At 45.6% G+C, this 24,784-nt stretch carries 23 protein-coding genes; 9 read left to right on the forward strand and 14 right to left on the reverse strand.

All coding sequences use genetic code 11. The features are described from left to right. Positions 1 to 1,119, forward strand: a 1,119-nt coding sequence (locus tag A1D16_RS16365; RefSeq protein WP_290711454.1) for an AAA domain-containing protein, incomplete at its 5' end; no start/stop codon positions are given. Here the strand turns inward: A1D16_RS16365 and A1D16_RS16370 are convergent. The 3 genes from A1D16_RS16370 to A1D16_RS16380 are packed head-to-tail and all read right to left on the reverse strand — an operon-like array spanning position 1,120 to position 3,516. Then, positions 1,120 to 1,821, reverse strand: coding sequence for a DUF4197 domain-containing protein (locus tag A1D16_RS16370; RefSeq protein ID WP_290711456.1), 702 nt, complete (start codon positions 1,819 to 1,821; stop codon positions 1,120 to 1,122). 10 nt (positions 1,822 to 1,831) lie between these two features. Next, positions 1,832 to 2,560: a DUF92 domain-containing protein gene (locus tag A1D16_RS16375; protein WP_290711458.1), complete on the reverse strand. Its 729-nt coding sequence runs from the start codon at positions 2,558 to 2,560 to the stop codon at positions 1,832 to 1,834. Beyond that, the gene (locus tag A1D16_RS16380; protein ID WP_290711460.1) at positions 2,530 to 3,516 is read right to left on the reverse strand and encodes a glyceraldehyde 3-phosphate dehydrogenase NAD-binding domain-containing protein; all 987 of its coding nucleotides are present in this window, start codon (positions 3,514 to 3,516) and stop codon (positions 2,530 to 2,532) included. The genes A1D16_RS16375 and A1D16_RS16380 overlap by 31 nt, the downstream gene beginning before the upstream one ends. A 98-nt stretch (positions 3,517 to 3,614) precedes the next feature. Between A1D16_RS16380 and A1D16_RS16385 the strand changes: the two genes are divergently transcribed. Next, entirely contained in the window at positions 3,615 to 4,463 is an 849-nt protein-coding gene (locus A1D16_RS16385) for an NAD(P)-binding domain-containing protein (RefSeq protein WP_290711462.1), read from the forward strand. Here the strand turns inward: A1D16_RS16385 and A1D16_RS16390 are convergent. Then, a complete protein-coding gene (locus A1D16_RS16390) occupies positions 4,441 to 6,822 on the reverse strand; it encodes a hypothetical protein (protein WP_290711464.1) in 2,382 nt (793 codons plus the stop codon). The two genes, A1D16_RS16385 and A1D16_RS16390, sit on opposite strands and share 23 nt — an antisense overlap. Before the next feature lie 87 nt (positions 6,823 to 6,909). On the opposite strand from A1D16_RS16390, the gene A1D16_RS16395 reads away from it, so the two are divergent. From A1D16_RS16395 to A1D16_RS16410, 4 genes are read left to right on the forward strand one after another with little or no spacing between them, the layout of a single operon-like run. Next, positions 6,910 to 7,431, forward strand: a complete 522-nt coding sequence (locus A1D16_RS16395; protein WP_290711465.1) for a TlpA disulfide reductase family protein — start codon at positions 6,910 to 6,912, stop codon at positions 7,429 to 7,431. Positions 7,432 to 7,454: 23 nt separating this feature from the next. Then, positions 7,455 to 8,447, forward strand: coding sequence for a metallophosphoesterase (locus A1D16_RS16400; protein WP_290711467.1), 993 nt, complete (start codon positions 7,455 to 7,457; stop codon positions 8,445 to 8,447). Between the two features lie 13 nt (positions 8,448 to 8,460). After that, positions 8,461 to 9,969: a serine hydrolase domain-containing protein gene (locus A1D16_RS16405; protein ID WP_290711469.1), complete on the forward strand. Its 1,509-nt coding sequence runs from the start codon at positions 8,461 to 8,463 to the stop codon at positions 9,967 to 9,969. A gap of 24 nt (positions 9,970 to 9,993) precedes the next feature. Next, complete coding sequence (locus A1D16_RS16410) at positions 9,994 to 10,431, forward strand: VOC family protein (RefSeq protein ID WP_290711471.1); 438 nt, start codon at positions 9,994 to 9,996, stop codon at positions 10,429 to 10,431. Positions 10,432 to 10,441: 10 nt separating this feature from the next. Here A1D16_RS16410 and A1D16_RS16415 read toward each other — a convergent pair whose 3' ends face one another. After that, entirely contained in the window at positions 10,442 to 11,317 is an 876-nt protein-coding gene (locus A1D16_RS16415; RefSeq protein ID WP_290711473.1) for an alpha/beta hydrolase, read from the reverse strand. Then, on the reverse strand, positions 11,314 to 11,865 hold the full coding sequence (locus A1D16_RS16420) for a hypothetical protein (RefSeq protein WP_290711475.1): 552 nt from the start codon (positions 11,863 to 11,865) through the stop codon (positions 11,314 to 11,316). The genes A1D16_RS16415 and A1D16_RS16420 overlap by 4 nt, the downstream gene beginning before the upstream one ends. A gap of 193 nt (positions 11,866 to 12,058) precedes the next feature. Here A1D16_RS16420 and A1D16_RS16425 point away from each other — a divergent pair, with 193 nt between their 5' ends. Continuing rightward, positions 12,059 to 14,674: a glucosidase gene (locus tag A1D16_RS16425; RefSeq protein ID WP_290711476.1), complete on the forward strand. Its 2,616-nt coding sequence runs from the start codon at positions 12,059 to 12,061 to the stop codon at positions 14,672 to 14,674. Here the strand turns inward: A1D16_RS16425 and chrA are convergent. From chrA to A1D16_RS16450, 5 genes are read right to left on the reverse strand one after another with little or no spacing between them, the layout of a single operon-like run. After that, the gene (chrA, locus tag A1D16_RS16430; RefSeq protein ID WP_290711478.1) at positions 14,671 to 15,816 is read right to left on the reverse strand and encodes a chromate efflux transporter; all 1,146 of its coding nucleotides are present in this window, start codon (positions 15,814 to 15,816) and stop codon (positions 14,671 to 14,673) included. The two genes, A1D16_RS16425 and chrA, sit on opposite strands and share 4 nt — an antisense overlap. Further along, positions 15,803 to 16,231, reverse strand: a complete 429-nt coding sequence (locus A1D16_RS16435; RefSeq protein ID WP_290711480.1) for a DUF1801 domain-containing protein — start codon at positions 16,229 to 16,231, stop codon at positions 15,803 to 15,805. The genes chrA and A1D16_RS16435 overlap by 14 nt, the downstream gene beginning before the upstream one ends. 10 nt (positions 16,232 to 16,241) lie before the next feature. Then, complete coding sequence (locus A1D16_RS16440) at positions 16,242 to 18,233, reverse strand: TonB-dependent receptor (RefSeq protein ID WP_290711482.1); 1,992 nt, start codon at positions 18,231 to 18,233, stop codon at positions 16,242 to 16,244. A 10-nt stretch (positions 18,234 to 18,243) separates the two neighbouring features. Next, positions 18,244 to 19,083 (reverse strand): hypothetical protein, encoded by an 840-nt coding sequence (locus tag A1D16_RS16445; protein ID WP_290711484.1) that lies wholly within the window; start codon positions 19,081 to 19,083, stop codon positions 18,244 to 18,246. Positions 19,084 to 19,127: 44 nt separating this feature from the next. Beyond that, on the reverse strand, positions 19,128 to 19,517 hold the full coding sequence (locus A1D16_RS16450; RefSeq protein ID WP_290711486.1) for a hypothetical protein: 390 nt from the start codon (positions 19,515 to 19,517) through the stop codon (positions 19,128 to 19,130). 159 nt (positions 19,518 to 19,676) lie between these two features. On the opposite strand from A1D16_RS16450, the gene A1D16_RS16455 reads away from it, so the two are divergent. Next, a complete protein-coding gene (locus tag A1D16_RS16455; protein ID WP_290711488.1) occupies positions 19,677 to 20,405 on the forward strand; it encodes a hypothetical protein in 729 nt (242 codons plus the stop codon). 15 nt (positions 20,406 to 20,420) lie between these two features. Further along, entirely contained in the window at positions 20,421 to 22,157 is a 1,737-nt protein-coding gene (locus tag A1D16_RS16460; protein ID WP_290711490.1) for an amidohydrolase family protein, read from the forward strand. A gap of 1 nt (position 22,158) precedes the next feature. Here the strand turns inward: A1D16_RS16460 and A1D16_RS16465 are convergent, their stop codons facing one another. From A1D16_RS16465 to A1D16_RS16475, 3 genes are all read right to left on the reverse strand, one after another. Then, positions 22,159 to 22,572 carry a GNAT family N-acetyltransferase gene (locus A1D16_RS16465; protein WP_290711492.1) on the reverse strand — a complete coding sequence of 138 codons (414 nt, stop codon included), beginning with the start codon at positions 22,570 to 22,572 and terminating at the stop codon, positions 22,159 to 22,161. A gap of 1,198 nt (positions 22,573 to 23,770) precedes the next feature. Then, complete coding sequence (locus A1D16_RS16470) at positions 23,771 to 24,313, reverse strand: GNAT family N-acetyltransferase (RefSeq protein WP_290711494.1); 543 nt, start codon at positions 24,311 to 24,313, stop codon at positions 23,771 to 23,773. Positions 24,314 to 24,382: 69 nt separating this feature from the next. Continuing rightward, a complete protein-coding gene (locus A1D16_RS16475) occupies positions 24,383 to 24,655 on the reverse strand; it encodes a hypothetical protein (RefSeq protein WP_290711496.1) in 273 nt (90 codons plus the stop codon). Positions 24,656 to 24,784 lie beyond the last annotated feature (129 nt).

Raw genomic sequence — 24,784 nt, forward strand, 5'->3', positions numbered from 1 at the left:
GCACATCTTCAATCCCTGACACTGGACGAAAAACTGGCAGCACATCCCAGGATGAAAGATATCCGGAAAATGAAGAAGCAGGCCGATGAATACCGCTCATTGGCGCATAAATACAAACGCAGCTTTGGCAAAGCGGAATGGGAACAGCGCAAGGCCCTGTTCCGGGAAGCCCGGCAAATTATGCAGGAAGTAGACAATACCCTGCAATACATGATCAGCGATACCATTGATCGTACCCAGGTTATCACTGCCACCCTGGTGGGTGCTGCACACTCCAGTATTGAAAAACTGCGGTACCATACCGTTGTGCTGGATGAAGCAACCCAGGCCCTGGAACCTGCCGCCTGGATCCCCCTCCTTAAAGGAAAAAAACTGGTACTGGCAGGCGATCATCATCAACTGGCGCCAACCGTTAAAAGCACCGAAGCAGCTGCTAAAGGTCTGGCTGTTTCCCTCTTTGAAAAACTGGTAGCCACCTGGCCCGAAACAGTTACTATGTTACGGGAACAATACCGTATGCATGCTGCTATCATGGAATTCTCTAACCAGGAATTTTATGAAAACAAACTGGTTGCCGCAGCAACGGTTGCAGATCGCCTTATATTTCCGGGAGACAGCCCCTTTTTGTTCATCGATACAGCAGGTTGCGGATTCGAAGAAAAACAGGAAGGCACAAGTACCAGCAACCCCGAAGAAGCTGCCTTTCTTGTAAGACAATTTAGCCAATACTGGTCGGAAGTAGAAACCTCCTTTCCCGGACCAAAACCGCTAAGTATTGGCATTATTGCACCCTATAAAATGCAGCTGGACGCTATTCAGCAGGCATTTACCAATGCCGGCGGATTTCCCCCCAACGCACAAGTATCAATCAATACCGTGGATAGCTTCCAGGGACAGGAACGGGATATCATTTACATAAGCATGACCCGTTCCAACGCAGATAACCGCATCGGCTTTCTGGCTGAAATAAGGCGGATGAATGTGGCTATGACCCGTGCCCGGATGAAACTGGTCATAATTGGCGATAGCAGTACCCTGGCGCAACATACTTTTTATGCGCGGCTAATAGAACTGGCAGAAAAAAAAGACGCTTATAAAAGTGCCTGGGAATACCTCTGATTATTGCTGGGCAAACACTTTTTTCAATAATTCTGTAACACGGGCGGCAGGGTCTTTCCTGATCTTCTGCTCTTCCAGTGAAAGCTCCAGGAAAATACCCGCCAGGGCCTTTTCTGTAACATAGGCAGACAGGTCGGTATTGACCGGTGTACGGGCTACTTTATTGTAAGCAGAAAAAACATCATTCCAATACCGGGTAGCTTCAACTTTTTGTAAAGAAGATTCAATAACCGGGCGAAAAGCTTCGGTTAAGGGGCCGCTTGTTTTTTCCTTGAAATAGTTGGTAGCTGCAAAATCACCTCCTTTCAAAATACCCATTGCATCGTTGATGGTCATTTGCTTAATGGCATTGCTAAAAATCGGGAGCGCCGATTTAGACGCTTCCTCCGCTCCCCGGTTCATTGATTGTATAGCTTTGTCCACCAGGGAACCTAATCCAATACTACGTAGGGTGGATTCAACTTTCTGTGCTTCCGGCGGCATCAGAATTTTCAGGGCAGCATTCGAAAAAAAGCCATTTACTGCAGAAAGTCGATTGGTACTGTTCTGGGCGCCGATACTCAGCGCTTCTTTTAGCCCTGCTGCAACCTGTGAAACCGAATTATCTGTTCCGGTTGGCAAGCCGTTTAAAATATGTTGCGTGGTATCACAGCCCGAGCTGAAGAGAAATACCACCAGGCTGCCAAGAATAATTTTTTTCATTGTTTGGATTTTAAAAAGCAAGTATAAGTAAGATTATGCATACTACCGCTACCACCGTATTCAGCAGGTTTACCAGGTCATTGTTCAGATACCCTTTTCGCTGCCAGCGGGCCCCCATAAACGAGTCGGAAAGATTTCCTGCGATACCGGCCACCAGTATTAATATTGCCGCTTCGCCATCAAAAGCCAGCAGCCAGGCTACCAGGGCTATCAGCCCACTACCCAGTATGCCGAAGGCAATTCCTTCCCAGCTGATTACGCCGTCTGCCCCGCGTTGGTCGGGCTTCCAGCTGATACAGTTGAAAAATCGTTTTCCATAGCGGGTTCCCAATTCGGAGGAGAGTGTATCGCCGGTAGCGGCAGCAATAGCAGCGGCCAACAGCAACAAGTAATAATCAGCCTTGTTTGGAATTATACATGCAAGCAGCCCCAATACGGCTGCTACCCCTCCATTGGCCCATACCTGGCTGGCTTTCCGATCGGCTCCTTGGGCTTTTTTTTCTGTCCTAACCAACCGGGTTACTCCGGCACCACTTACAAAAAAAACTGCCAGTAATACCAGGCCGTTTAATCCGGTCCCCAGCCATATACACCAGGCTATCAATGCCCCCGATAAAGCAGCAGCCATATTCAGCAACCTTATTTTTACCGTTAAGAGCGATAAAAAAAGGATCAGCAACGGGGCAAGTAGATCCGGGCGGGGCATTTTTATAAAAATGATTTCCAGTAATGCAGCCAATCCAACATTCGGCTGGTATAACCATATTCATTATCAAACCAGGCAATTAGTTTTACCTGTTTACCAACCACGGAGGTAAGGCTCCCATCAATGATAAGAGAATGCGTATTGCCTTTGATATCGGCAGAAACCAGTTCATCTTCGGTATATGCTAACACTGATGCATAATCGCTTTCAGCAGCTTTGCGGAATATTGCATTCACCTGTTCGCGATTTACATCTTCTTTCATTTGAAGCGTAATATCCGTAAGTGCTCCATTGGTAACCGGTACGCGGATCGACATGGCTGCCAGCCGTCCTTTCAGGGGAAATAGCCGGTCGAGTGATTTTACCAGGTCAATTTCAACCGGTATAATGGATTCAGCCGCGGCACGGCCCCGCCGGAACTGTGCATGGGCCGTATCTACCAGTTCCTGCCTGGAGGTATAGGAATGAAGAATATTAAAATGCGCTGATTCAATACCGATGGATTGCATCAGGTAAAGTATATGTGTACTGCAATTGGTCATACAGCCACCCGGAGAAACAATATCTACCGATGCATCGAGCTGATGCTGGTTAAACCCGTATATCAGCAAAGGAATATCTTCCGACCCCGTAGTGGACAATAATACTTTACGCGCACCGGAAGCAAGGTGTTTTTCTGCGCCCGTCTTTGTACTGAAACGCCCCGAGCATTCCAGCACAATATCCACCTGCAAGGATTTCCAGTCGAGCCTGGAAGGATCTTCCTGTTGAAAAGCCCGGATCGTATAACCGTCTATATGCAGGCAGTCTCCTTCGAGCACCAGTTTCTTCTGCAAGGGCCCATATAAGGAATCATATTTCAGTAAATAAACAAGGTTGTCAACCGGCATTACATCGTTCACTGCAACCAGTTCTATCCCCTCCTGCCCTAACAAACGACGAAACAATAAACGCCCTATCCGCCCCATTCCGTTGATGGCTACTTTCATTACGAGAAATTTAAGGCGCAAAGATCAGCAATTTAGCTGTTGTAAGTATCAAGGAAAAGTTAACCGGATTTCGGACCTTTAGCTACTAAATAGTTTTTATGATCGCATTTTTAGGCACCGGGTTATTAGGATCCAATTTTACCAAAGCATTGCTGAGGAAGGGAGAAAAACTACATGTATGGAACCGGTCGGCAGAAAAAGCCGCTGCCCTGGAAGCAGAGGGGGCTATAGCGTTCCGAAATATACAGGATGCTGTACGGGGTGTAGAACGGATTCACCTGACGCTTTCAGACGACGCATCTGTAGATGCTGTACTGGCCAGCGCAGAAGCCGCCCTTCAACCGGGCTGTTTTATATTGGATCATACCACCACCACCGTGCAGGGAGCCATCGACCGTACCAATAGCTGGGCCGCCAAAGGCATGCATTATGTACATGTTCCGGTATTTATGGGGCCAGCCAATGCGCTGGAAAGCACAGGTGTTATGCTGGTGTCGGGTGATGCCGGTTTGCTGCAACTGGTAATGCCAATGATTCGTCCTATGACCGGACAGGTAATAAATTATGGTTTGGTAACCGGCAGAGCCGCCGCTATCAAACTAATGGGTAATTCTTTTCTTATAACCATGACAACCGGTATTGCCGATATGCTGGCAATTGCCAAATCAATGGATATACCCAATGAAGCTATTACCCAGCTATTCGATAACTGGAATGCCGGGGCCACGGCTCCTACCCGGCTGGCAAGAATGCTCAGCGGCAAGTACGACCAGCCTTCCTGGGAATTACAGATGAGTCGGAAAGACGCCCGGTTAATGCTGGAAGTTGCAGCGCAGGCCGGCAAACACCTGGCTGTATTACCCGCCTGCGCAACCGAAATGGATCGCTGGCTGGAAAAAGGCATGGCGCAAAAAGACTGGACCATTATTGGATCGGACCACGTGTAATCGTTTCTTCCCTGCTCAAGCCATTAACCTGGAAATAGACGACTGGCTTTTCCTCTCCTGTAAAAGAGCAATCCAGTATTATCTTATGTTTTCCCGGTAATAGCTTGGGCAGCTCTTTATCGAGCTGTATCGTTTGCCGGTGATTGCCCTTTGCATCGTACACCAATACTTCGCGGCTGCCTTCCGATACAAGCGATTCGCCGGCAGCCAGTTCCACCGGCAAACTGAATTCATAATAATCATCTACCTGTATTAATATCTTCTGTACACTGCCTTGTTTGCCTTCTGCATTTAACCGGAACTGCAATAACTGCTCTTTCCAGTTCTGTTCAAGATTAAAAATTGAATGCGTAGGTTCTCCCGGCTGCCGGATAAAATGTTCACGCTTAAACAGGGGGGAACTTTCATACTGCAATAGAGTCCAGTTACCTTCCTTGTTTTTCTTGAGGTGAAAGGAAGAAGCCGGGTTTTTTAAACGATCTTGCTGTTCCTGGGTGAACGCACCCGAATTTCTTGCCAGTTCCCACTCGCGGATAGCATCCAGAAGCTGCCCTGAGCGGGGATTTTTGCGTAGGGCATCTGGCCGGGCTACCATAGCAAACCCTGCTCCATAACCGGCCGCGCGGGCCAGCATCCATTCCATTTCCGGCAAGGTAGTGGTAGCCGTAAGCAGGTACCAGCCCAGCATAGGGGGCATCAGGTTGCGTTGAAACAGTCCCTGGTTATCGATCCGGTATTGCTGCATACTTTCCTTAAAACCACCGTACCAGGGTTCTCCCCAATTGTAATAGGAACCAATATGCCAGTAAAAGGTTTTACTCAAACTGGTACCCGCTATAAAATCATGTTTTACCTGGTCATAAACATCTTTGGCAAAAATTTCCAGTGCATAATCGCCCTGGCCTGCTGCCAAAGCACCTTCGTGCCCATCGAAATCGAGGTGATTGACGCCGGTTTCATTCAGGAAACCTGCTATATTGGAAGCCACTTCGCGCTGTAGGGTGAAATCAGGAAAAAACACTTTATATGGGTGGTCAAAAAGTTTTCCTACCAATATGCCCCGGGCATGCGCAGCTGCTGTTGTACCATAAGCTCCCCGCTGACAATCCAACAACCGATAGGGCGCTTCTTTACTAACCGAACGATACCTGATTATTTCCTTGCCAATTTTTACAGCATGCAGTTCGTTCCCTTCCTGTGGACTAAAATATTCCGGGGAAGCCACTTCAATTTCTTTCTGCACGGCATCAATGGCAGCAACCAAGGTAGAACTACCGGTCATACTTAACCGATCATCCGGAACGGGGCTAACATAGGCATCATTGGTAGTTAAAAAATTGGTTAAGGTATGTACACCCAGAAATAAACCGGCGGCTTTTGCCTTATCGGCACACAGTTTCATACCTTTTCTGCCATTGGGAAACTGGGCTGCATCCAGTTCAAAATGCCCCCAGCTGGTAAAGGGGCCTTCATGGTAGAGAGAGATCAACCCGGCCCTTTTAGTATAAGCGATCATTTCATCAATATCCGACTCAGCAAAAGAGGATATCAGGTAAGATTTTCCAAAATAAGGCGATTTTTTAAACCAAACCCCGTTGATGGTAGGGTGCGGTAATCCTTCTGCCAGTTCAATTTCTCCCAAACGATCCAGTGTTGCCTTTTCTGCACAACCGAAAAATGCCAGCTTACTGCCATTTACAGATTCACCTTTTAAGGCCGGTACCGGCATATTTTTCTGAACCCCGCCCCAGGCGTCAACGGTTCTGTTTTTATCGCGGTTAATGCTATAAGCCTGTAAAGTACTGCCCCAGGAAAAAGGGGTAGCAGCTATGCCTCTTGCCCAGGTAGACCCTTCTTTATTCGGATAGTTTCCACCCAGTGTTTTAGCATTCAGCACCTGTATTCCAATTGCAACCTCTTTATCACGTACCACCCCGATCACCTCGCCCACCAGGTGATTGATTGTAGTGGGGATAGGGCCCCAAATCACAGCATCGAGCTGCAGTTTGGGCACCGCATTGATCAGTTCCAGTACAATATGCGTTGCATGCTGGCTCACCTTAATGTCGGCCTGGCCTTTTATTTCAGGATAATACAGGCTAAGTATCGCTTTCGATTTATTATACAAAGCTTTGGCGGGAAGGTAGTTTTTCCCGGCAATTACCAACTGTAAAAGCGGCGCAATGGTATCGGTTGACTGATAATTTTTATTTGATGGCCGGTAGATAAGCGCCCGGATAAATCCTTTCTGATCAAGCTCAAGCTGTAGCTCTTTTGAACTGAAACTGCTTTGGGCAATTACTTCGTAAGTGCCCAGTAATAAAAAAAGCAGGCTGGTCAGGAATAGCTTATTTTTCATACCGGCAATCTTACCATTTTTTCGGTAATTCCAGCTTTAACAGCCTAATTAGATAAGGAAAGCAAATCATTTGGTAATTTTCAGGCTATGAAGAAACTGTTATTCGCATGTATCCTTGCCGGCGGATTGCTACCAGCCTGTGACAATTCCATGAAACCCAGAACCAGCAATAGTTTTGAGGAAATGAACCAGAAAAACAAACTGGCCGGTTCTGCCCTTCCATCGTTACAACTGGTTACTATAAAAAATGAAGCCTTTGACCTGGCCTCTCTTAAAGGGAAAAAAGTACTGGTGAATTTATGGGCCAGCTGGTGCCCGCCCTGCCTGGAGGAAATGCCATCTCTTGACCGCTTATATGCAACAATGGACACCAATAAAGCCACCATTGTATTGCTGAATGTAGACAAGGATCGGAAGAAAGGCGTCGAATTTGCCCTCAAAAACGGCATTCAATCTCCGGTATATTTTGCAGAGGAAAGCCTGCCTTCCCTGTTTGATGTTTCGGGGCTGCCTACCAGCTTTATTTTCAATGAAAAAGGAGAACTGGTAGACCGCCTGGAAGGAGCCCGTGATTACAATGCACCCGCCTACCACGAGTTTTTTCAGTAGTTTAGGGAAACAGTAGTTCCAACATGAAAAGAAGAGACCTACTCCACCTGTTTACTGCGGCAGGCTTAGGGGCCGGTTTGCCTGCCTGGGCTGTTACCGGCAAAGCGGGCAGCAAAAGCAGTATCGGTAGTTTTTCGCTGGATGGCACCCGGTTGCGCTTTTATCATCCAGGTATAAAAAAAGGATTTACTACGGTGCTGATTGCCGACACCCATCTTTTCAGAGACGATGAAAGAGGCATTCCCTTTCAACCCTACAGCGGCCGGATGGCCAAAGCCTACAATCAAACCAGGCATTACCTCACAGGAGAAACTACCAATCCGGAAAAAAGCCTGGTTGCTTCGCTGGAACTGGCGGCCACCCGTAACGCAGAGCTGGTAACACTTTTAGGCGATATCCTGAGTTTTCCGAGTGAAGCTGCCATTGAATATGTGCTGGAACGTATGCGGATCAGTGGTCTTCCCTACCTCTATACGGCTGGTAACCACGATTGGCATTATGAAGGCATGGCCGGCTCGCTCTTTGACCTGCGCGCCGACTGGATTCAAAAGCGGTTACTCCCGCTCTACCAGCAAAACAATCCGTTGATGCAGGTAAATGAACTGCACGGGGTTCGCATAGTGGTGCTCGACAATTCGAATTACCAGGTTACGGAGGCGCAACTTGCCTTTCTGAAACAACAATTATCCTACGGGCAACCCTTGCTTTTACAAGTGCATATACCACTGTATGCACCGGGCAGGTCAGTAGGCTATGGATGCGGCCATCCCGAATGGGGAGCGAAAACAGACCGCAACTATGAATTGGAGCGCAGAGAACGCTGGCCGGTAAACGGGCATACCGCTACCACCCTTGAATTTCACCGAACCGTCTTTAACTCACGCCAGGTAATTGGTGTACTGGCCGGGCATATACATCGTCCATCTCTCGATATCATCAACGGTATTCCGCAGGTAGTTAGCGAGGCCAATGCCGTCGGCGCCTGCCTGGAAATTGAATTTATTCCAACCGCTTAAGCTTTTAAGAACCATGTATAACCGAATGCGTTCCTTCCTCTTGCTTATTTTCTGCTTTCCAGTAGCAGCCATCCTTGCCCAGCAAAAACCCGCTGCACCATTAAAAGACGGCCTGGCAGAAGTAGACCAGCTATTTGCTGATTTTGCTGCCAAGAACCATTCCCCGGGCATCATTTATGGCATTGTGTCCAATGGGCAGCTGGTTCACCTTAATTATTCGGGTATGGCTAACCAGGAAAAAGGCCGGAAAGTATCTGCAACCTCGGTTTTCAGAATTGCGTCCATGTCAAAAAGTTTTGCAGGCGTAGCTATTCTGCAATTGAGGGATCAGGGTAAACTTCAGCTAGACGAGCCTGCACACCTGTATATTCCTGAATTGACCAATACGCAATACCCAAGCAACGATGCCGGCCCCATAACCATCCGGCAGTTATTGACACATGCAGCAGGATTTCCGGAAGACAATCCCTGGGGCGACCGGCAACTAGACATTTCCGAGGAAGCCATGCATGCTATGTTTAAGCAAGGTATTTCCTATTCCACAGCGCCAGGAACGGGTTATGAATACAGCAATATGGGCTTTGCCATGCTAGGCGCCATAATACGGAAAGTATCGGGCATGTCGTACCAGGAATATATCAGCCGGTTTATCTGGAAACCACTGGGCATGTATCATACTTATTGGGAATATGCCGATGTACCCGATTCCACCCTGGCTATCGGCTATAGAAGATTGAACAATGAATGGGTAGCTCAACCCCTTGAGCACGATGGTGCTTATGGTATCATGGGAGGCATATTAACCACTGCCGAAGATTTTGCCCGTTATATGAATTTTATGCTGGATGCCTGGCCAGCCAGAAATGATCCGGATAGAGGCCCCCTGAAACGAAACTCCCTGCGCGAGATGCAATACCCCTGGAATTTTGCCGGACTTAACAGCAGTTATCGTTATCCGGATGGACGGCTCTGCCCGATTACTGCGGCCTATGGGTACGGGTTGCGCTGGTCGCAGGACTGCGAAGGCAGAAAAACCGTGGGACACAGTGGCGGTTTGCCCGGCTACGGTAGCAACTGGGCCATACTTCCCGATTATGGCATAGGCATTGTGAGTTTTATAAACCAGACCTATGCACCTGCATCTTCCCTGAACCAGCAGGCATTGGACCTACTTCTACGAAAAACGGGGATCCGGCCAAGAGCTGTACCAGCTTCTGCCATACTGGTGCAGCGGCAAAAAGAACTTACCGCGTTTTTACCTGCCTGGAGCAATGCAGAAAAATCGGCCAGTTTTGCGGAAAATTTCTTTCTTGATTTTTTAATAGATAGCCTGCGTAAAGAATCGGCATTGCTGTTTCAACAGGCAGGTAACATAACCCGTATCGGTGAAATGCTACCCGAAAATAATCTAAGGGGAAGTTTTCTGCTGTATGGCGAAAAGGCCAGGATCCGGGTTTATTTTACACTATCACCTGAGCTACCGGCAAAAATCCAGTATTTCCGGATTCAACTCGAACAATAATTACCCGCACAAAACAACATACTTATGTTAACCACCAACACTTATCTGAATTTCAAAAACAATTGTGAAGCTGCTTTCCGCTTTTACCAATCTGTTTTCGGCGGCGAATTCATCCACGTAGGACGGTTTGGCGATATGCCCGAATCGGAAGAATTCAAAGTACCGGAGGCAGATAAAAACAAAATCATGCATATATCACTTCCCATCGGGCAGTCTGTTTTGATGGGCAGTGATTGCGGATCGGCCTGGGAAGCCGGTTTTATCCAGGGCAATAATTTTTCCATTTCAATCCATACGGATTCAAAGGAAGAAGCCGATCAGCATTTTGCCCGTCTCTCTGCCGGCGGTTCTGTTACTATGCCCATGAACCAGACTTTCTGGGGCTCTTATTTTGGTATGCTTACCGATCCGTTTGGGGTAAACTGGATGATCAGTTTTGAACAACACCCTCCGTTAAACTAGTTACCAACCGTTAAGGTTCCAGGATATATTGAACAGCCTGGTCGATTGCTTTATTGAATCGATCGGGCTGTTCGATCATTGGATAATGCCCTGTTAATCCGATAGAGATCAATTTCGCCCGAATACCTAAGTGGGCAAATACCGTCGTATCAGTAGATATATAATCACTGTTAACAAGGCAAAGTTTTTTCTTGTACAGGGGTAGTTTTTCTGAAAAAGCATATTGGTCGGTTGCTTTCAATACAGGTACCGCAACCAGGCTGTCTGCAGCCGTCATATCCTTTATTACCTTTTCACGTATTGAGGTTGGCGTGGAATCAGCAAATAAATATGCACTCATTTCCTCCCGGATGATTGAACTGAACCGGGTAGATAACAGGGCATAAAAGCGATCCCATTCTTTTTTGGTTTCGGCGCTTAGGGGCGTGGCCAGTTCGCGAAAATTATCAACGCCGATTATACCCAAGACCTTATCCTGATTTTCCAGCGCCGTTTCCAGCACAATAGCCCCACTCATGGAATGTCCTATTAAAATAACCTTCTCCAATTCCATTTTTTCCATCAGGTAGGAAAGATCTTTTTCGTAGGCCTCAACGGTCCAGTCCTGCCTGTTTTTTCCCGACTCACCAAATCCGGCCAGATCAATGGTAACGATCCTGTAGCTGTTGCGCAGGGCATTTACCTGTGCATTCCAATAGCTTCTGTTTATTCCCCAACCATGTACAAATACCAGCGTAATGGGGCCATTACCCGCTTGCTCCGCTACGAACTCTACCTGGTTTCTTGTAAAATGCTGAACGGAATTTTGAGAAACCCTCTCGCCGCAGGAAATAGCCGCTATGGAGCAACTGATAAGTAACCCCCAAAAAATGTAAAGACGCTTCATTGTCGAACTATTTCACCTATTGCAAGTTTAAGATAGGAATAGGCCAGCGTATATAAATCAGGTGCCTTTTGAAAATGCCTGTTTACATTTTCCCATTCACCCGAAGTTACTGACTTCACCAATCTTTTATTATTGTAGTAGTGTAACCTGCTATACAGTAATTCTCCCGTACTATCCTCTCTAAAACTTGCCTCAGCAAGCAAAAGTTTATTTTTCTTGTATAAAAAATTCAAGTAGAAATTACCCGATAAATTATCATGGTAGGAAATTTTATACACAACTTTACAGTCCGGATTAAAATAGAAAGAGAGACTACTACCTCCATGCACTTCTACTTCTTGACCAGTATCTTTATTTTTAATAGCCTGCTTAACTACAGACTCCTGGTGCTGTTCAAGGATAAGCTCTTCCCTACTTTCCATTAACAAAATTGTATCGATCAATCCTTTATACCGGTCTATAAAACGTACATAGTTTTCTCCCGACTGAGCGTTGGAGGCAGCTATTTGAAAGAAAACTACTGCAAAAAAAAGCAGCTTATTGATCATACGCATTTTATTTACCTTTCTTTATTCCCGCTTCCCCATATTGCTTAACTCAACTTACAATTTTTTTACTCGATTATCCGGTTTTCTTTGCAAAAACATCCGTATTATTAATTTTGGATTACATTTTAAACATACGATTGCCTGCGCCATATTGAACCAACAAGTCTTGCTGTATTGAACAACTTAACTGCGTATGTTTAGAAATAGTGAATCAGAGCGCCTGTCGATCTCCAACAATAGTAAAAACTGGAAACGATGGGGCCCTTACCTGTCCGACCGCCAGTGGGGTACCGTACGGGAAGATTATAGCGTGGAAGGAAATGCCTGGAATTTCATCAACCATGACCTTGCCAGAAGTTATGCCTATCGCTGGGGCGAAGACGGGCTGGGCGGCTTCTGTGACAGTGATCAGATCCTTTGCCTGGCACCCGCTTTTTGGAATGGAAAAGATCCCCTGCTGAAAGAACGGCTATTTGGCCTAACCAATAACGAAGGCAACCATGGCGAAGATGTAAAGGAACTGTATTTTCAGCTCGATTCCTCTCCTACCCATTCCTATTGCAAATACCTTTACAAGTACCCGCAACGCAGCTTTCCGTACGAAGAGCTGATCGAAAAAAACAAACGAGACCGTTTCCAGCCCGAATTCGAGCTGCTGGATACAGATGCATTCAAAGACAATCGATATTTCGACTGCTTTATAGAATATGCCAAAGCAGAATACAATGATATACTGCTGCAGATCACCGTCTACAACCGGGGCCCCGAACCGGCTGATATTCATGTACTACCCCATATCTGGTTCCGTAATTTCTGGAACCATAATCCACGTTTCAGCAAACCCGAAATCAAACGCAGGTCGGCCCATTGCCTTGAAACCAATTCCAGCCGAAACGGCAGCTTCTATTTCTATCACCAGGGGGGCGAGCAATTATTCTGTGATAATGAAACCAATAATGAACGAATCTTCCACCGGCCCAATGACAGCCTCTATGTCAAAGATGGCATCAACAATTACGTGGTTAACCAACAACCAACCGTAAATCACCAGAAATTCGGCACAAAGGCGGCAATCTGGCTAAAAGAACGCATCGGAGCCGGCGAATCAGCCTGTTTCCAGGTACGTTTGAGCAAGCAATACCTGAAAGACCCCTGGACAGATTTTGAGGAAGTATTCGAACAACGCATTATCGAAACCAACCAGTATTATGCCTCCCTGATACCCTCTGGCTTACCTGCCCAGCAAAAATCGCTGTTAAGAAGCAGTTTCAGTGGCCTGCTCTGGACCAAACAGTTTTATTACCTCGATGTATACAAATGGCTGTTTGGCGAACCGGGCGCACCAGGTCCTACGCGCAACTATAAACGTAACTTCGATTGGCAACACCTTACATCGCGCAACATCATTTCGATGCCCGACAAATGGGAGTACCCCTGGTTCGCCGCCTGGGACCTCGCCTTTCATGCAGCTACTTTTGTTCATGTAGATCCCTTTTTTGCCAAGCAGCAACTGCTGCTGGTACTGCGTGAATATTATATGCATCCCAATGGCCAGATCCCGGCCTACGAGTGGAATTTCAGTGACGTAAATCCTCCCGTACATGCCTGGGGCGTATGGTATGTTTTTGAAGCAGATCGAAAAAAGACCGGCGTAGCAGATTGGGATTTCCTGGAAAGGGCCTTTCAAAAACTGCTGATGAACTTTACCTGGTGGGTGAACCAGAAAGACTCCAATGGAACAGATATCTTCGAAGGCGGATTCCTGGGGCTGGATAATATTGGCGTATTCGACCGCAACCATATGCCGCCGGGTATCAAAAAACTACAACAGGCTGATGCCACCAGTTGGATGGCGCTCTACGCCATCAATATGCTGCGGATCTCACTCGAACTTGCCCAGCATAATAAAGCTTATGAAGAGTCTGCTGCCAAATTCTTCCGACATTTTCTGAATATCGGATGGGCTATGCACCATATCGGCAAAAAAGCCATTTCGTTATGGGATGAAGAAGACGGCTTTTATTACGATGCCGTACAGTTTGAAAACGGTAGCAGCCAACGTATGCGGGTTCGTTCCCTGGTAGGCATAATTCCTTTACTTGCTGTTGAAATTATGCATGGCAGTATTTTTGAACAACTAAGAGAATTCAATACCAGGCTGGCTGTTATCCAGCAAACCAGGCCGGACCTTACCCAAATAATTTCAGATATCAACAAAAAGAATAAAGACGGTAATTATTTATTTGCCATCATGATCGGCGACCGGCTTGAATTACTATTAAAAAGATTATTGGACGAAGCAGAATTCCTGTCGGACTATGGCATCCGATCTCTTTCGAAGCATTACCAGGAACACCCTTTTGTTTTCAGCTACCAGGGGCATGAATACCGTATTCAATACGAACCGGGAGACAGTACCAGCTCTATGTTCGGGGGTAATTCCAACTGGAGAGGGCCTATCTGGTTCCCGATCAATTACCTCATCATTAACGCACTTCGAAAATACCACCGGTATTATGGTGAAGATATCCGGTTCGAGTTTCCGGCAAAATCCGGCACTAAAAAAACACTGAAAGAAATTGCCAATGAACTAACCAAAAGGCTGTTGAAAATTTTTGAACGAAACGAAGCCGGTAAATTCCAGTACCATGCTCCCGCGCAGAAGGAATGGGCACAACCTCATTTCAAGGACCATCCCCTATTTTATGAATATTTCAATGGCGATACCGGGCAGGGATTGGGGGCATCGCACCAAACCGGCTGGACAGCCCTGATTGCTAATTTGTTATTGGAGATGGAAGAAACTTAAAACTGGTACAATACAAATCCGAGCAATGCACCACCCAGCACTATAAAAGCGGAATTTAACCGGGGAAAAAAATAACTGCTGCTGATGCCCACCAGCCCGATAAGCATGGTCCGCCAGTCGGCCAGGCTTTCCTTTGACATTTCCAGCAGCACCGCTGCTATGACGGCAATGGCTACTACATTTACGGTATCTAAAAATGTCCGCATGCTGCCTGACCGCTGCAATAGCGGCAGTAAAGGCCGAAGCAGGGCCACAAACAGGAAGGATGGCAAAAAAATACCGATGGTTGCAGCAATTGCCCCACCTATTCCACCCAATTGCCAGCCAATAAAAGTAGCCGCTGAAAAAACAGGCCCGGGTGTAAACTGGCCAACAGCAATTGCATCTACCAGGGTTTGTCGGCTGATCAGGCCTGTTGCCACCAGTTCGGCATCCAGGAAGGCAAAAAGGACATAACCACTACCATAAAGGATGGCCCCTACTTTTAAAAAAACCCAAAATACCTGCCAGTTAAACCCATCCATCGCAGCGGCAGAAACTTGCAGGAAAGGAAGCGGAAACAGCCCTTGGAGAGCAGTTCCTTTTTTAACCAGGTACAACAGTACCCCGAGCGCTCCGGCCGCAAAAAACACCAGTATTTCATGGAACCCGATGAGTACGGCCAATAACGACAGTAGTCCGATTACAGCCAGTTGAACAGACTTGATGGCCTTTTTTCCCAACCCCAGCATTGCCATTGCAATAATGGAAAGAACTGCCGGTTTTATACCATAGATGAACGGCTGTACCTGCGGCAGGCTTCCATATTGCTGGTAAGCCCAGGCAATTAAGCCGGTTATACATACAGCCGGCAGAATAAAACAGGCCCCTGCAAGAACAAGCCCCTTCGTTCCTGCCCGTTCATAACCACAATGCATGGTCATTTCCGTAGAATTGGGGCCGGGTATAAGGTTGGTAGCCCCTACGAGGTCAAGAAACTGCTGTTGTGGCATCCAGTTTCTTTTCCGTACCACTTCCTCTTCCATCAGGGCAATATGCACAGCTGGGCCCCCGAATCCAAGCAGGCCAAGTTTAAAAAATACCCGAAATACCTCGCCCAGTTTTTTCTTTTCCGATGAATGGGAGTTATTATTTTTTCCCATACCTGGCTTCTAAGAACTGAACGGTTGACTGCATCATCTTTTTGAGCACATCTACCTTAATATCGGCTAAGTTTTTTACATAAATGCAGGCTTTGCCCATTTTGAATTTTCCCAATTGCTGCAGCAGGACCGCCTGTTCTTCTGTTTCGGTGTATACATACAAGGAGATGGCCGCTTTCCGGGGAGAAAACCCGAGCAGGGGCCAATCGCCCTCCTGTTTACTCCGTTCTGATGTATAGTGATAACTACCGAATCCGATAATAGAACTACCCCATAGTTTAGGTGCTGCACCTGTTATATCCTGCATTAGTTGAACCAGGGCAAAACTATCCGCACGTTTCTGCTCTGTATCGGCAAATGACTGTATGAACTGTTCCACATCTGCCGTAGTTTGTTTGGTTTTGACCGCTGCCATATAGCCTGATTTATAAACTGATAATCCAATTTACATAAATATTCCGGCCCATTCTGGGAATTCGGTTCCAGTCAGCAAAACTGGTATAGGTACGGTTTAATAGGTTTTCAACGCCTGCTCTAAGTATAACCGGTATTTTTTTTACGGCCAGCGTATAACCTCCCGAAAGATTGAGGATGGTATAAGATGGGGCTGCTGTTTCACCAAAAGCCGGACTGAAACGGCTTTGCTTCAAAGCCCCTTCCAGGTTAACGGCCGACTGAATTTTTTTCCACCGGTAGGTACAAGTTGCTCCATAACTGAACGGCTGTATAAGGGGCAGATTCAACCCGCCTTTACCCAACCCTTTCCTATACACCGCTTTTCCGGATACTTGCAGGGATGGCAGCAATTGATAGGTAGTGGTAAAGGTGCTATTGTATAAACTGGCCCAACCAAGCTGCTGGTAAACTTTTATGCCGCTGGCACCAATTGTCATGGGAATAAATGCTGGCTGGGGCATACCAATAATATAATCCCGGATCCTAAAAAATTGCTGTTGCCATTTCAGTTCAAATGCAGGAATTCGATAGGTAACGCTGGAATTTAGTTCAACAGAACGTTCTTTTCTTAAACCAGGATTACCAATATAATCATACCGATCAAAACTATTGAAAAGGTAGAACCCATATCCTTCAGAAACAGAAGGGGCTCGTTCAGCATAGGAAAGCCCCAGTGAAAACTGCCAGTCAGATGGCTGAAACCGCAACGAAACTCCGGCATTTTTCAGTACCCGGTTTTTTGTAGCGGGCATATCCGGATAAAAGATCTGCATCGTTTTAATTCCCGTCTCATTTTTCAAAAGCTGTTGTTGTACGCCTGCGCCAACAGACGCCGTCAATTTCCATTTTTTAGCAATGGCATAGGCGTCTTCGGCAAAGAAACCGGCATAGATGGTATGTATATCGGGCCAGGTAAGCATATACATATCTTTTTGCCCCGGCTCATTGGAAAACATGGTCATTTCAGCCAACGACCGGTTATGGTGCATACTAACGGTCGATTTCCAGGCATGCCTTGATTTTGCGCCTTTAAATGCGGTGTACCAACCCGACGTAGTACTCCATCCCGGCATATCCATTCGAACCGGCAGATCAGGCCGCTTACTATCGTCCATTACATGTGTAATGCGGTTAAAATAGAGCTTGGTTTCCCATTCCTTGATTGATCCCTGAGCCGGGCGCCACAGGTAAGAAACCGACCCAATCAAAGCATTGGCTGCGGATACATCCATTGGTAAAGCCGGATAACCTACATCTTTTGCGCGATCCACAATAAGAGAAAGTTCCAGGTGCTGCTGCGCATTGAGCTTGTACCCGATAATCGTGGATAAATTAAACTTTGAAAACTGGGAATAAGCCACTTCTTTATGATCACCATCCGTGTAATTACCTGCCTTTCGGTAGGTAAAATCAAGATCGGCAAAAAAATGTTGCCGGGTCCATTGCCAATCGGTACCAATAATACGTTGGCGGTTGTTAAATTCCATGCCATTGAACAGGGAACCGGAAAAAGCAGGCTCCCCAAATCCTGCTTTTTTCCGTACCAGGTCAATGCTGCCCGCAATAGTGGCTCCGTTGGCACTGCCCGATTGTCCGCTGTGTAGTACTGCTTTCGACAAATTGGTGGTTTCTACATAGGAGGTTACGGGGTCCATTTTGTCGGTACAGGCGCCGTAAATCCGCATGCCATCAATCGTAATTACCGATCGCTCCGTGGCCATCCCGTTCAGTAACGGTTCCCAGGCATACGCTCCGCGTTTCACTAAATCAACCTGTTCATGACAGGATAAATACGTATCGAGGGTACTGAGCAATTTATTATTGGTGTTTTTATCAGTAAGCCGCGACAGTACAATTACTTCCTGTAATTCTTTAACGGTAACCGAATCCTTCGGAACAGATTGCGCTATACCCCGCAGAAAAACCACCAGTAGTAAACTGGTAAAAAGAAAAGTTTTCATACGGATCTACTTAAAATTCAAGTTCAAAAAACAGGGAACTCGATGTATTGTCTCCGGTAACCGGCTCTCCTTTTACCACGCTGCCTGTGGCATCCAGTAACCGGAGATTTATTTTCCAGTACCCGGTCATGGTTAAGCTCAGTTTTCCGCGGTAGATTTTATCAGCCGACTGGGTAAGGTGTACATTGTTAGGAGACCCATGATTTCCCATACCCGGCATCCGGGGATCGAGCTGGATAGTATAGCTGTCGACCGGGTCGAACTGCATCATGGAACTCATGGTGTATAAGCGCGCACTGATATCATTGAGAGCCGTTTTTGGCACCACAGGTTCTACCATGGCCAGTACATAACGTTTATTATCGGCTCCGAGGAAGGATTGAACGGTTCTTCTGGACGGATCTGTGACAGCTATCCGATCGGTCATAGAATAGGCTGTACCGTTAACAGCATACTGGATGCTTAACTCCCAGTATTCCATATCATTTCCTGCCATTTGAAAAATAATAAAGCCCGAATAGGTTTGTTTGAAGGGCTCTTTTTTCTGAACAGCGCCAAACGGGCAGGAATGACTCATGCCCATCATTTTCATAACCGGCATCCAGCTCAGTTCAGCATCTGAAACCAGCTTTCCATCGGCTGTTTTTAGTTGAAGAAAAATTTCATTATAACCGGTTTGAACCTTGCCGGTAGCTGAATAAAGGTCTATTGAATGGGTGGTATTGCGGATTGTTTTAACCAGTGTTAAGCCGGCTAATTCGTTTGTATTGGCTGGTTCGCTTGAATTTTTGGTACAGGACACAAAACTGACGGCAAGGGCTATCAGCCCGCTGTATAAGAAGGATCTCATTGATTACGTTTGATAAAGAAAAAATCGGTTTACTAAAAAAAGCATCAAACGCAATACTGCGGAGGGCGGTCTGTACCAGACAGAAACTGAAAAAAATACGCCTGCTGGTTAGCAGGGGTAAAAACTGCCGGCAGCAAAATAGGTTCCGGGCTGTTTAGTGCTGCCGCACCCGCTGCCTGGCAAAACAATAAAAAATCGGCTTGTAAGGAAGCCAGCGTATCGGTGGCTTGTTTTTGTTCTTTTTCCTTGATCAGTTGAGCAAGTTTACACTGCCCGTTACAATGCAACTGGGGCCTGTTCGTATTTACGCAGAAACTGGAAATAAAAGCAGCTTTATCTACCTGGTAAAATACCAGCAATACCGAATTCTTTAAGGTGCCGACCAGGATCAGACTAAAAAGAAAAATGCTAAGTATTTTTGAAATTAATTTCAACAGGCAAATTTAATAACAAATCTAGTACATGCGGGTTGGCTCCAACCAAACAATGCACAACCGGGCTGCAAATTAATCTCATACAGCCAACTGATCAAAATCAATTCTCTCAATCGCATATAACATATTATCATTATCTTTCAGACAACCTACCGAGCTATGCCCCCAGCCCGCCAACCAGTTCCAAAACTACGCTTCGACAAAGCAGGTTATTATTTTACAGGCTTATTCCTCCTGGCCTTTTTAGGATTCTGGAAATCCTATTTTTCCGGCTTTTTTAATGGAACCGGCTCACACCATTTCTATTTTCATTTTCATGCCGTTATGATGCTCACCTGGCTGGTTCTGCTAATTGTGCAACCCTTACTTATCCGGTACAAGAAGATCAAGCTTCACCGGGCCATTGGCAGGTTTTCTTACGTTGTGATGCCACTACTATTGATTTCAGTACTACTTGTATTAAACAGTGGCTTAAAAGCGATCCCGCAAAATGAAATCAGTTTCAGTACGGTCATTTTCCCCATCCGGGATTTTTTCCTGTTAATAATTGCTTTCACGATCGCTATCCTGTACAGGCACAAGATCCAGATTCATGCAAGAGCAATGATCATTACAGGTATTATTTTTATAGAACCTGCTTTATTCCGTTTTTTAGGAAAAGTGGTGTTTGAAGGCATGGATCCCTGGGGCTTTTTTACCGGAATATTTTTGATACTCGGCCTGCTTATGGGGCTACTTTTTATTGAACGAAAACAATCATCGGGCAGGTGGCTATTCCCTTCCCTGCTGGTCGTTGATATACTGGTGTATGCGCTTGTAGTTGCGCAGACGGATCTTTCCTTTATGGATCCGTTGATTCGCTGGTTTGCACGCCAACCCTTAACCTGAAAACAACTAACACAGATGAAGTACATAAACAGTTTTCTGCTTATTTTACTGATGCAGACAACAGCCTCTCAGGCACAAACCTATATAACCAATGTTACCGTAGCCGACGTTAAAAAACAGGTTCTTTTACCCAACAGAACAGTGGTAATAACGAATGACCTTATTACCGATATTTCATCGAAAAAAATAAATATACCGGAACAGGCTACCGTCGTCGATGGCTCAGGTAAATTTTTATTCCCCGGCCTAACCGACGCACATGTTCATTTTTTTCAGAATGGCGGCCTGTACACCCGACCCGATGTTATTGACCTGCGAGCCATTCAGCCGTATGAAAAAGAAATGGAGCTGGCGCACAAAACCATGGAAGATAAACTTCGCCGTTACCTTCAAAACGGCATTACCCAGGTCATTGATGTTGGCGCTTCTTATGCCTACCTGCAGCAAAGGGAACAATATAAGAACAAAGCTTTTTCACCAGGCATTTTCATGACAGGTCCTTTGTTAACGACCTATCAACCTCCCATCTATGAAATTAGCCGGCAAGAAACACCATTTAGCCTTGTACGCTCTATAGAGGACGGAATAAAAATGGTGCAGGAACAATTGCCCTACAACCCTGATTTTATTAAGATCTGGTATATAGCCGGCGCAGACGGGTTAACGCCAGCAGCAAGTGCACAGAAAAACCTACCGATCATCAAAGCCAGCATTGAAGAAGCTCATAAGCATAACCTGAAAGTAGCCGTACATGCTACCCAACGAATTACGGCACAACTGGCAGTAGAAAATGGTTGTGATATACTAGTACACAGCATCGATGATGAATTACTGAAAGAAGACTTCATACAACTGTTGAAAAAGAAAAAAACAATTCTCTGTCCTACGGTAGTGGTGGGCGACGGTTACAGGCAAACACTGGGGCAAAACCTTCAGCTAAGTAGGCATGAGCTGTTAAGCGCCGATCCTTTTCAGCTTGGATCATTGATGGACCTGAAACATATTTCAGACACCGCCCTTGTTAACCGGTATAAAATCATTCTTAACTCGGCGGCACAAAAGGAAAAACAAAAAAAGGAGAACGACCTGATTGCACGGAACCTGAAATTGTTATCAGATGCAGGGGTATTAATTGCCACAGGAACTGATGCCGGCAACATTGGCACATTGCATGCTGCTTCTTATTTAAGAGAACTGCAGGCGATGTCTGCTGCGGGTATGAGCAATTGGCAGATCATCCAGGCGTCAACAATCAATGGCGCCAAAGTGCTTAACAGGGAATCAGAATTCGGCAGTATAGAAAAGGGAAAAAAAGCAAACCTGCTGCTGCTGGATGCCAACCCGGTTGAAAAGATTGAAAACATAGGTTCAATAGACAGGGTAATTAACCGGGGACATATCCTGGATCCGGACACCCTGCTTAAAGAAACACCGGAAGCATTGGCGCAACGGCAGTTGAATGCGTATAACCAGGGAAACATTGAAGCCTTTCTTGAACCCTATGCCGAAGACGTAGAAATTTATGAGTTTCCTGATAAGCTTCTTGAAAAAGGCAAAGCACAAATGAGGAAATCTTACACAGAATTTTTCCAGCGAAATCCCGTACTGCATTGCCAATTACTGGGAAGAACCGTGAAAGGCAATATAGTTATAGACCAGGAAAAAGTAATTTTCAGGGGCGGCTCCATGGAGGCCATTGCCATTTACCAGGTTGAAAACAACCAGATCAAAAAAGTATTTTTTATACAATAAACTATTGTTCTGATCGCCAGTCGGCCCGGTCGATTATAAAACTACTTTCCTGTTTTTTAAAGCCAACCTTGGGGTAATACTCCATGGCAGTTGGAACTGATAATAGCAGCAGCATTGACTGGCTACCGAGCTTTTCCTTTGTTAATGCAATAAGCTTACGCCCGATACCCGCTTTCTGATGACTGGTTCTTACGGCAAGATCTGCCAGGTAACAGGACCAAACCCAATCGGTAATTGAACGCGACACACCTACCAGTATATCATTTTCCCAGGCTGTAACTATAAGGTTTGACTGTTCATACATTTTACTGATCCGTTCAGCGTCATGGGTAGGCCTTGGAAGGCCGGCATTCTCATACAATTCAATTACCTGGGCTGTAGTAGGCCTTTTCTCAAAACTAAATTCTATTTCCATAATTGTTTATTCTTTTACGTTCAAAAAACTTCAAATACGACCAATTGAGAAAACCTTCTATAAATTTCATATTTTCTACAAACAAGGTTCCCCAGGTAGTCCGTCTGGTAAAAACATCTCCCCGGCAATAGTAATTGCTTCTGCCAAATGCTACCAGATAGCCCACTGCCCCCCAAGATACCTCGCTCTACGCAATTATTCATTTAATAGCTGTCCATTTTTTGCGAGGGAGCATGGTTCTGCTCTAAAATACTCCATCGAATATATTATTCCACGGAGCGCTATCATTGGCAGGATAGCTACTTCCTTTAACAGCCCCGGATATATAAAACAGGTTCTTTTTTTGGAGTTACTCTGGTAAATGGCCCGAAATCAATAAAAGCATGGGAGGGCCTGGGTAGATGTTATTTTGAGAGGATTGGAATATACTTGTCGAAAATTACCAAATGACGCTATCGATCGGCAGTCCATCATTTCTAACCTGTTCTCCAACCGTAGTTCAACCCGAAAAATCACTTACAAAAGCCTGTACAGCACATCCCCTATTTCGTGCAGGTATTATATGAGCCTTCTCTTTGGCCAAACAAGTGAATGCATTACCTCGTTCCAGTTCACCTACGAAATCAACCTTGGCATTACCAATAGCTTTGCCGAAAACCTCCAAAACCGAATAATCAGTAGGTGCAGGGTCACTAAGCGGGACGGGTAAAGTATTTTCCTGCACCTATTTCTTTACAGGCTTCTGCGCCGGCATATAATTCAACCAGCAGCCCAAAAACAGCCCCAAAAGATATAGGTATAACATAGCCTGGCTATTGGCCATTTAATAAACTATAGCAAGCTTCCTGTGGAGAATAATTGCAAGACTTTAGTTTTTCTGCGATTTTTAAAGATTCTTCCGGCATGAAAATCTGATCGTCGCTCTTATCCGCTTCTACCCGAATATTTAGTTCCATACGTTTTTTAAGCGGTTGCTTACCCAAAGTTCTCCTTCCCTGTGTAAAACAATACGCTATCCGACCCAAACCACCCGTTTAATTCCCTGGTTTAAAAAACCAGGCGCCGCTTTTTTACTGACAAATAGTGGATGAAATCCACTGCTATCCCTGTTAACTTTCGCTAACCAAGTTGATTGTAAAGCTTTCTACCTGGATTTTTTAAAAAACTACAGGCATTCAAAATCCCGCATAGGAGGCGTTTATACGCTGGTACTCGTTTGCTCTAACCTTAGTAACAACAGCTGTTCCGGCATAGGTCCAGGGGCTTCAGCGGGTCTAAACCCGGCTTTTTGCAGCAGTGTGAGCGAGGAATGATTAGCCCGGTGTACAGAGGCATTAATTGCCTGAATACAAAGGGTCTGGAAGACCAGTTGCAGCATTGACCACAATGCTTCTTTCATAAATCCGTAGCCCTGGTACCGGGGTAAAAGTTCAAAACCAACCTCACAATTATCTGATGCCCTGGAAAAATCAAAGAGGCAAGCTGCGCCGATTACACTGCCTGTAGTTTTCATTGTTATAATCCAATAAATGCCTTTTTTGTGGGCAAAAGATGCATTTACCCCCTCGATAAAGGCAACCACCTCCTGTACAGACGCAGGAGGGCTCCGTTTTAGATAGGTATTTACAAGGGGATCAGACCTAAGTAAAAACAATGCCTGCGCATCGGTTTCGGTCGCTTTCCGAAGCACCAAGCGTTCTGTCTGTAAAAGCGGAAATTCATCTGGAAAGCGGACGGTCATAGTATTTTACCAAATACTTCTACAAGCGATAATCATTTGCAGGACATGTTTGTGGATTTGTGGCCCTTCTTAAAACTGTTTGTTTAAACTGTGGTAGTCAATTTTTTCCATATAAGGGAAATAAGGTAAAGTTTCGATCAGTGTCTTTACGGCGGCCTCCTCCACCTGTTGAAAAATCAACACGGCGTCCTTTTTCGTTACCGAAATAAAAAAACTTTCAAGAATTTTTTCTTCTCTCCATTGTTGTACAAATTCCATTTCCTTTTTGGGCAACTCGGGGTTTGCCTTAATACTCTCAATTCCGCTGTCAGACAGTGTAATTAATACTAATATTCGGTGCATCTTTTTTGGATTGAATTTAGTGAAATTATGTTAAAAAAAGCAGCCTGGAGAAAGGTCTAAATAAGCCGGATATTCTTTTAACAGATTGATATTTATGAGGAAAATATTTAAAGCCAACGGTGCAAACAT

This window comes from Flavihumibacter sp. CACIAM 22H1 (genome assembly GCF_001601815.1).
GTDB lineage: Bacteria > Bacteroidota > Bacteroidia > Chitinophagales > Chitinophagaceae > Flavihumibacter.

Bases quoted from the DNA above. Each gene is read 5' to 3' on its own strand.
- A1D16_RS16405 (WP_290711469.1), top strand. From the start codon at position 8,461: ATGTATAACCGAATGCGTTCCTTCCTCTTGCTTATTTTCTGCTTTCCA.
- chrA (WP_290711478.1), bottom strand. From the start codon at position 15,816: ATGGGAAAAAATAATAACTCCCATTCATCGGAAAAGAAAAAACTGGGC.
- A1D16_RS16445 (WP_290711484.1), bottom strand. From the start codon at position 19,083: ATGAGATCCTTCTTATACAGCGGGCTGATAGCCCTTGCCGTCAGTTTT.
- A1D16_RS16425 (WP_290711476.1), top strand. From the start codon at position 12,059: ATGTTTAGAAATAGTGAATCAGAGCGCCTGTCGATCTCCAACAATAGT.
- A1D16_RS16475 (WP_290711496.1), bottom strand. From the start codon at position 24,655: ATGCACCGAATATTAGTATTAATTACACTGTCTGACAGCGGAATTGAG.
- A1D16_RS16395 (WP_290711465.1), top strand. From the start codon at position 6,910: ATGAAGAAACTGTTATTCGCATGTATCCTTGCCGGCGGATTGCTACCA.
- A1D16_RS16465 (WP_290711492.1), bottom strand. From the start codon at position 22,572: ATGGAAATAGAATTTAGTTTTGAGAAAAGGCCTACTACAGCCCAGGTA.
- A1D16_RS16400 (WP_290711467.1), top strand. From the start codon at position 7,455: ATGAAAAGAAGAGACCTACTCCACCTGTTTACTGCGGCAGGCTTAGGG.
- A1D16_RS16455 (WP_290711488.1), top strand. From the start codon at position 19,677: ATGCCCCCAGCCCGCCAACCAGTTCCAAAACTACGCTTCGACAAAGCA.
- A1D16_RS16470 (WP_290711494.1), bottom strand. From the start codon at position 24,313: ATGACCGTCCGCTTTCCAGATGAATTTCCGCTTTTACAGACAGAACGC.
- A1D16_RS16385 (WP_290711462.1), top strand. From the start codon at position 3,615: ATGATCGCATTTTTAGGCACCGGGTTATTAGGATCCAATTTTACCAAA.
- A1D16_RS16440 (WP_290711482.1), bottom strand. From the start codon at position 18,233: ATGAAAACTTTTCTTTTTACCAGTTTACTACTGGTGGTTTTTCTGCGG.
- A1D16_RS16415 (WP_290711473.1), bottom strand. From the start codon at position 11,317: ATGAAGCGTCTTTACATTTTTTGGGGGTTACTTATCAGTTGCTCCATA.
- A1D16_RS16370 (WP_290711456.1), bottom strand. From the start codon at position 1,821: ATGAAAAAAATTATTCTTGGCAGCCTGGTGGTATTTCTCTTCAGCTCG.
- A1D16_RS16420 (WP_290711475.1), bottom strand. From the start codon at position 11,865: ATGATCAATAAGCTGCTTTTTTTTGCAGTAGTTTTCTTTCAAATAGCT.
- A1D16_RS16380 (WP_290711460.1), bottom strand. From the start codon at position 3,516: ATGAAAGTAGCCATCAACGGAATGGGGCGGATAGGGCGTTTATTGTTT.
- A1D16_RS16435 (WP_290711480.1), bottom strand. From the start codon at position 16,231: ATGGCAGCGGTCAAAACCAAACAAACTACGGCAGATGTGGAACAGTTC.
- A1D16_RS16410 (WP_290711471.1), top strand. From the start codon at position 9,994: ATGTTAACCACCAACACTTATCTGAATTTCAAAAACAATTGTGAAGCT.
- A1D16_RS16460 (WP_290711490.1), top strand. From the start codon at position 20,421: ATGAAGTACATAAACAGTTTTCTGCTTATTTTACTGATGCAGACAACA.
- A1D16_RS16390 (WP_290711464.1), bottom strand. From the start codon at position 6,822: ATGAAAAATAAGCTATTCCTGACCAGCCTGCTTTTTTTATTACTGGGC.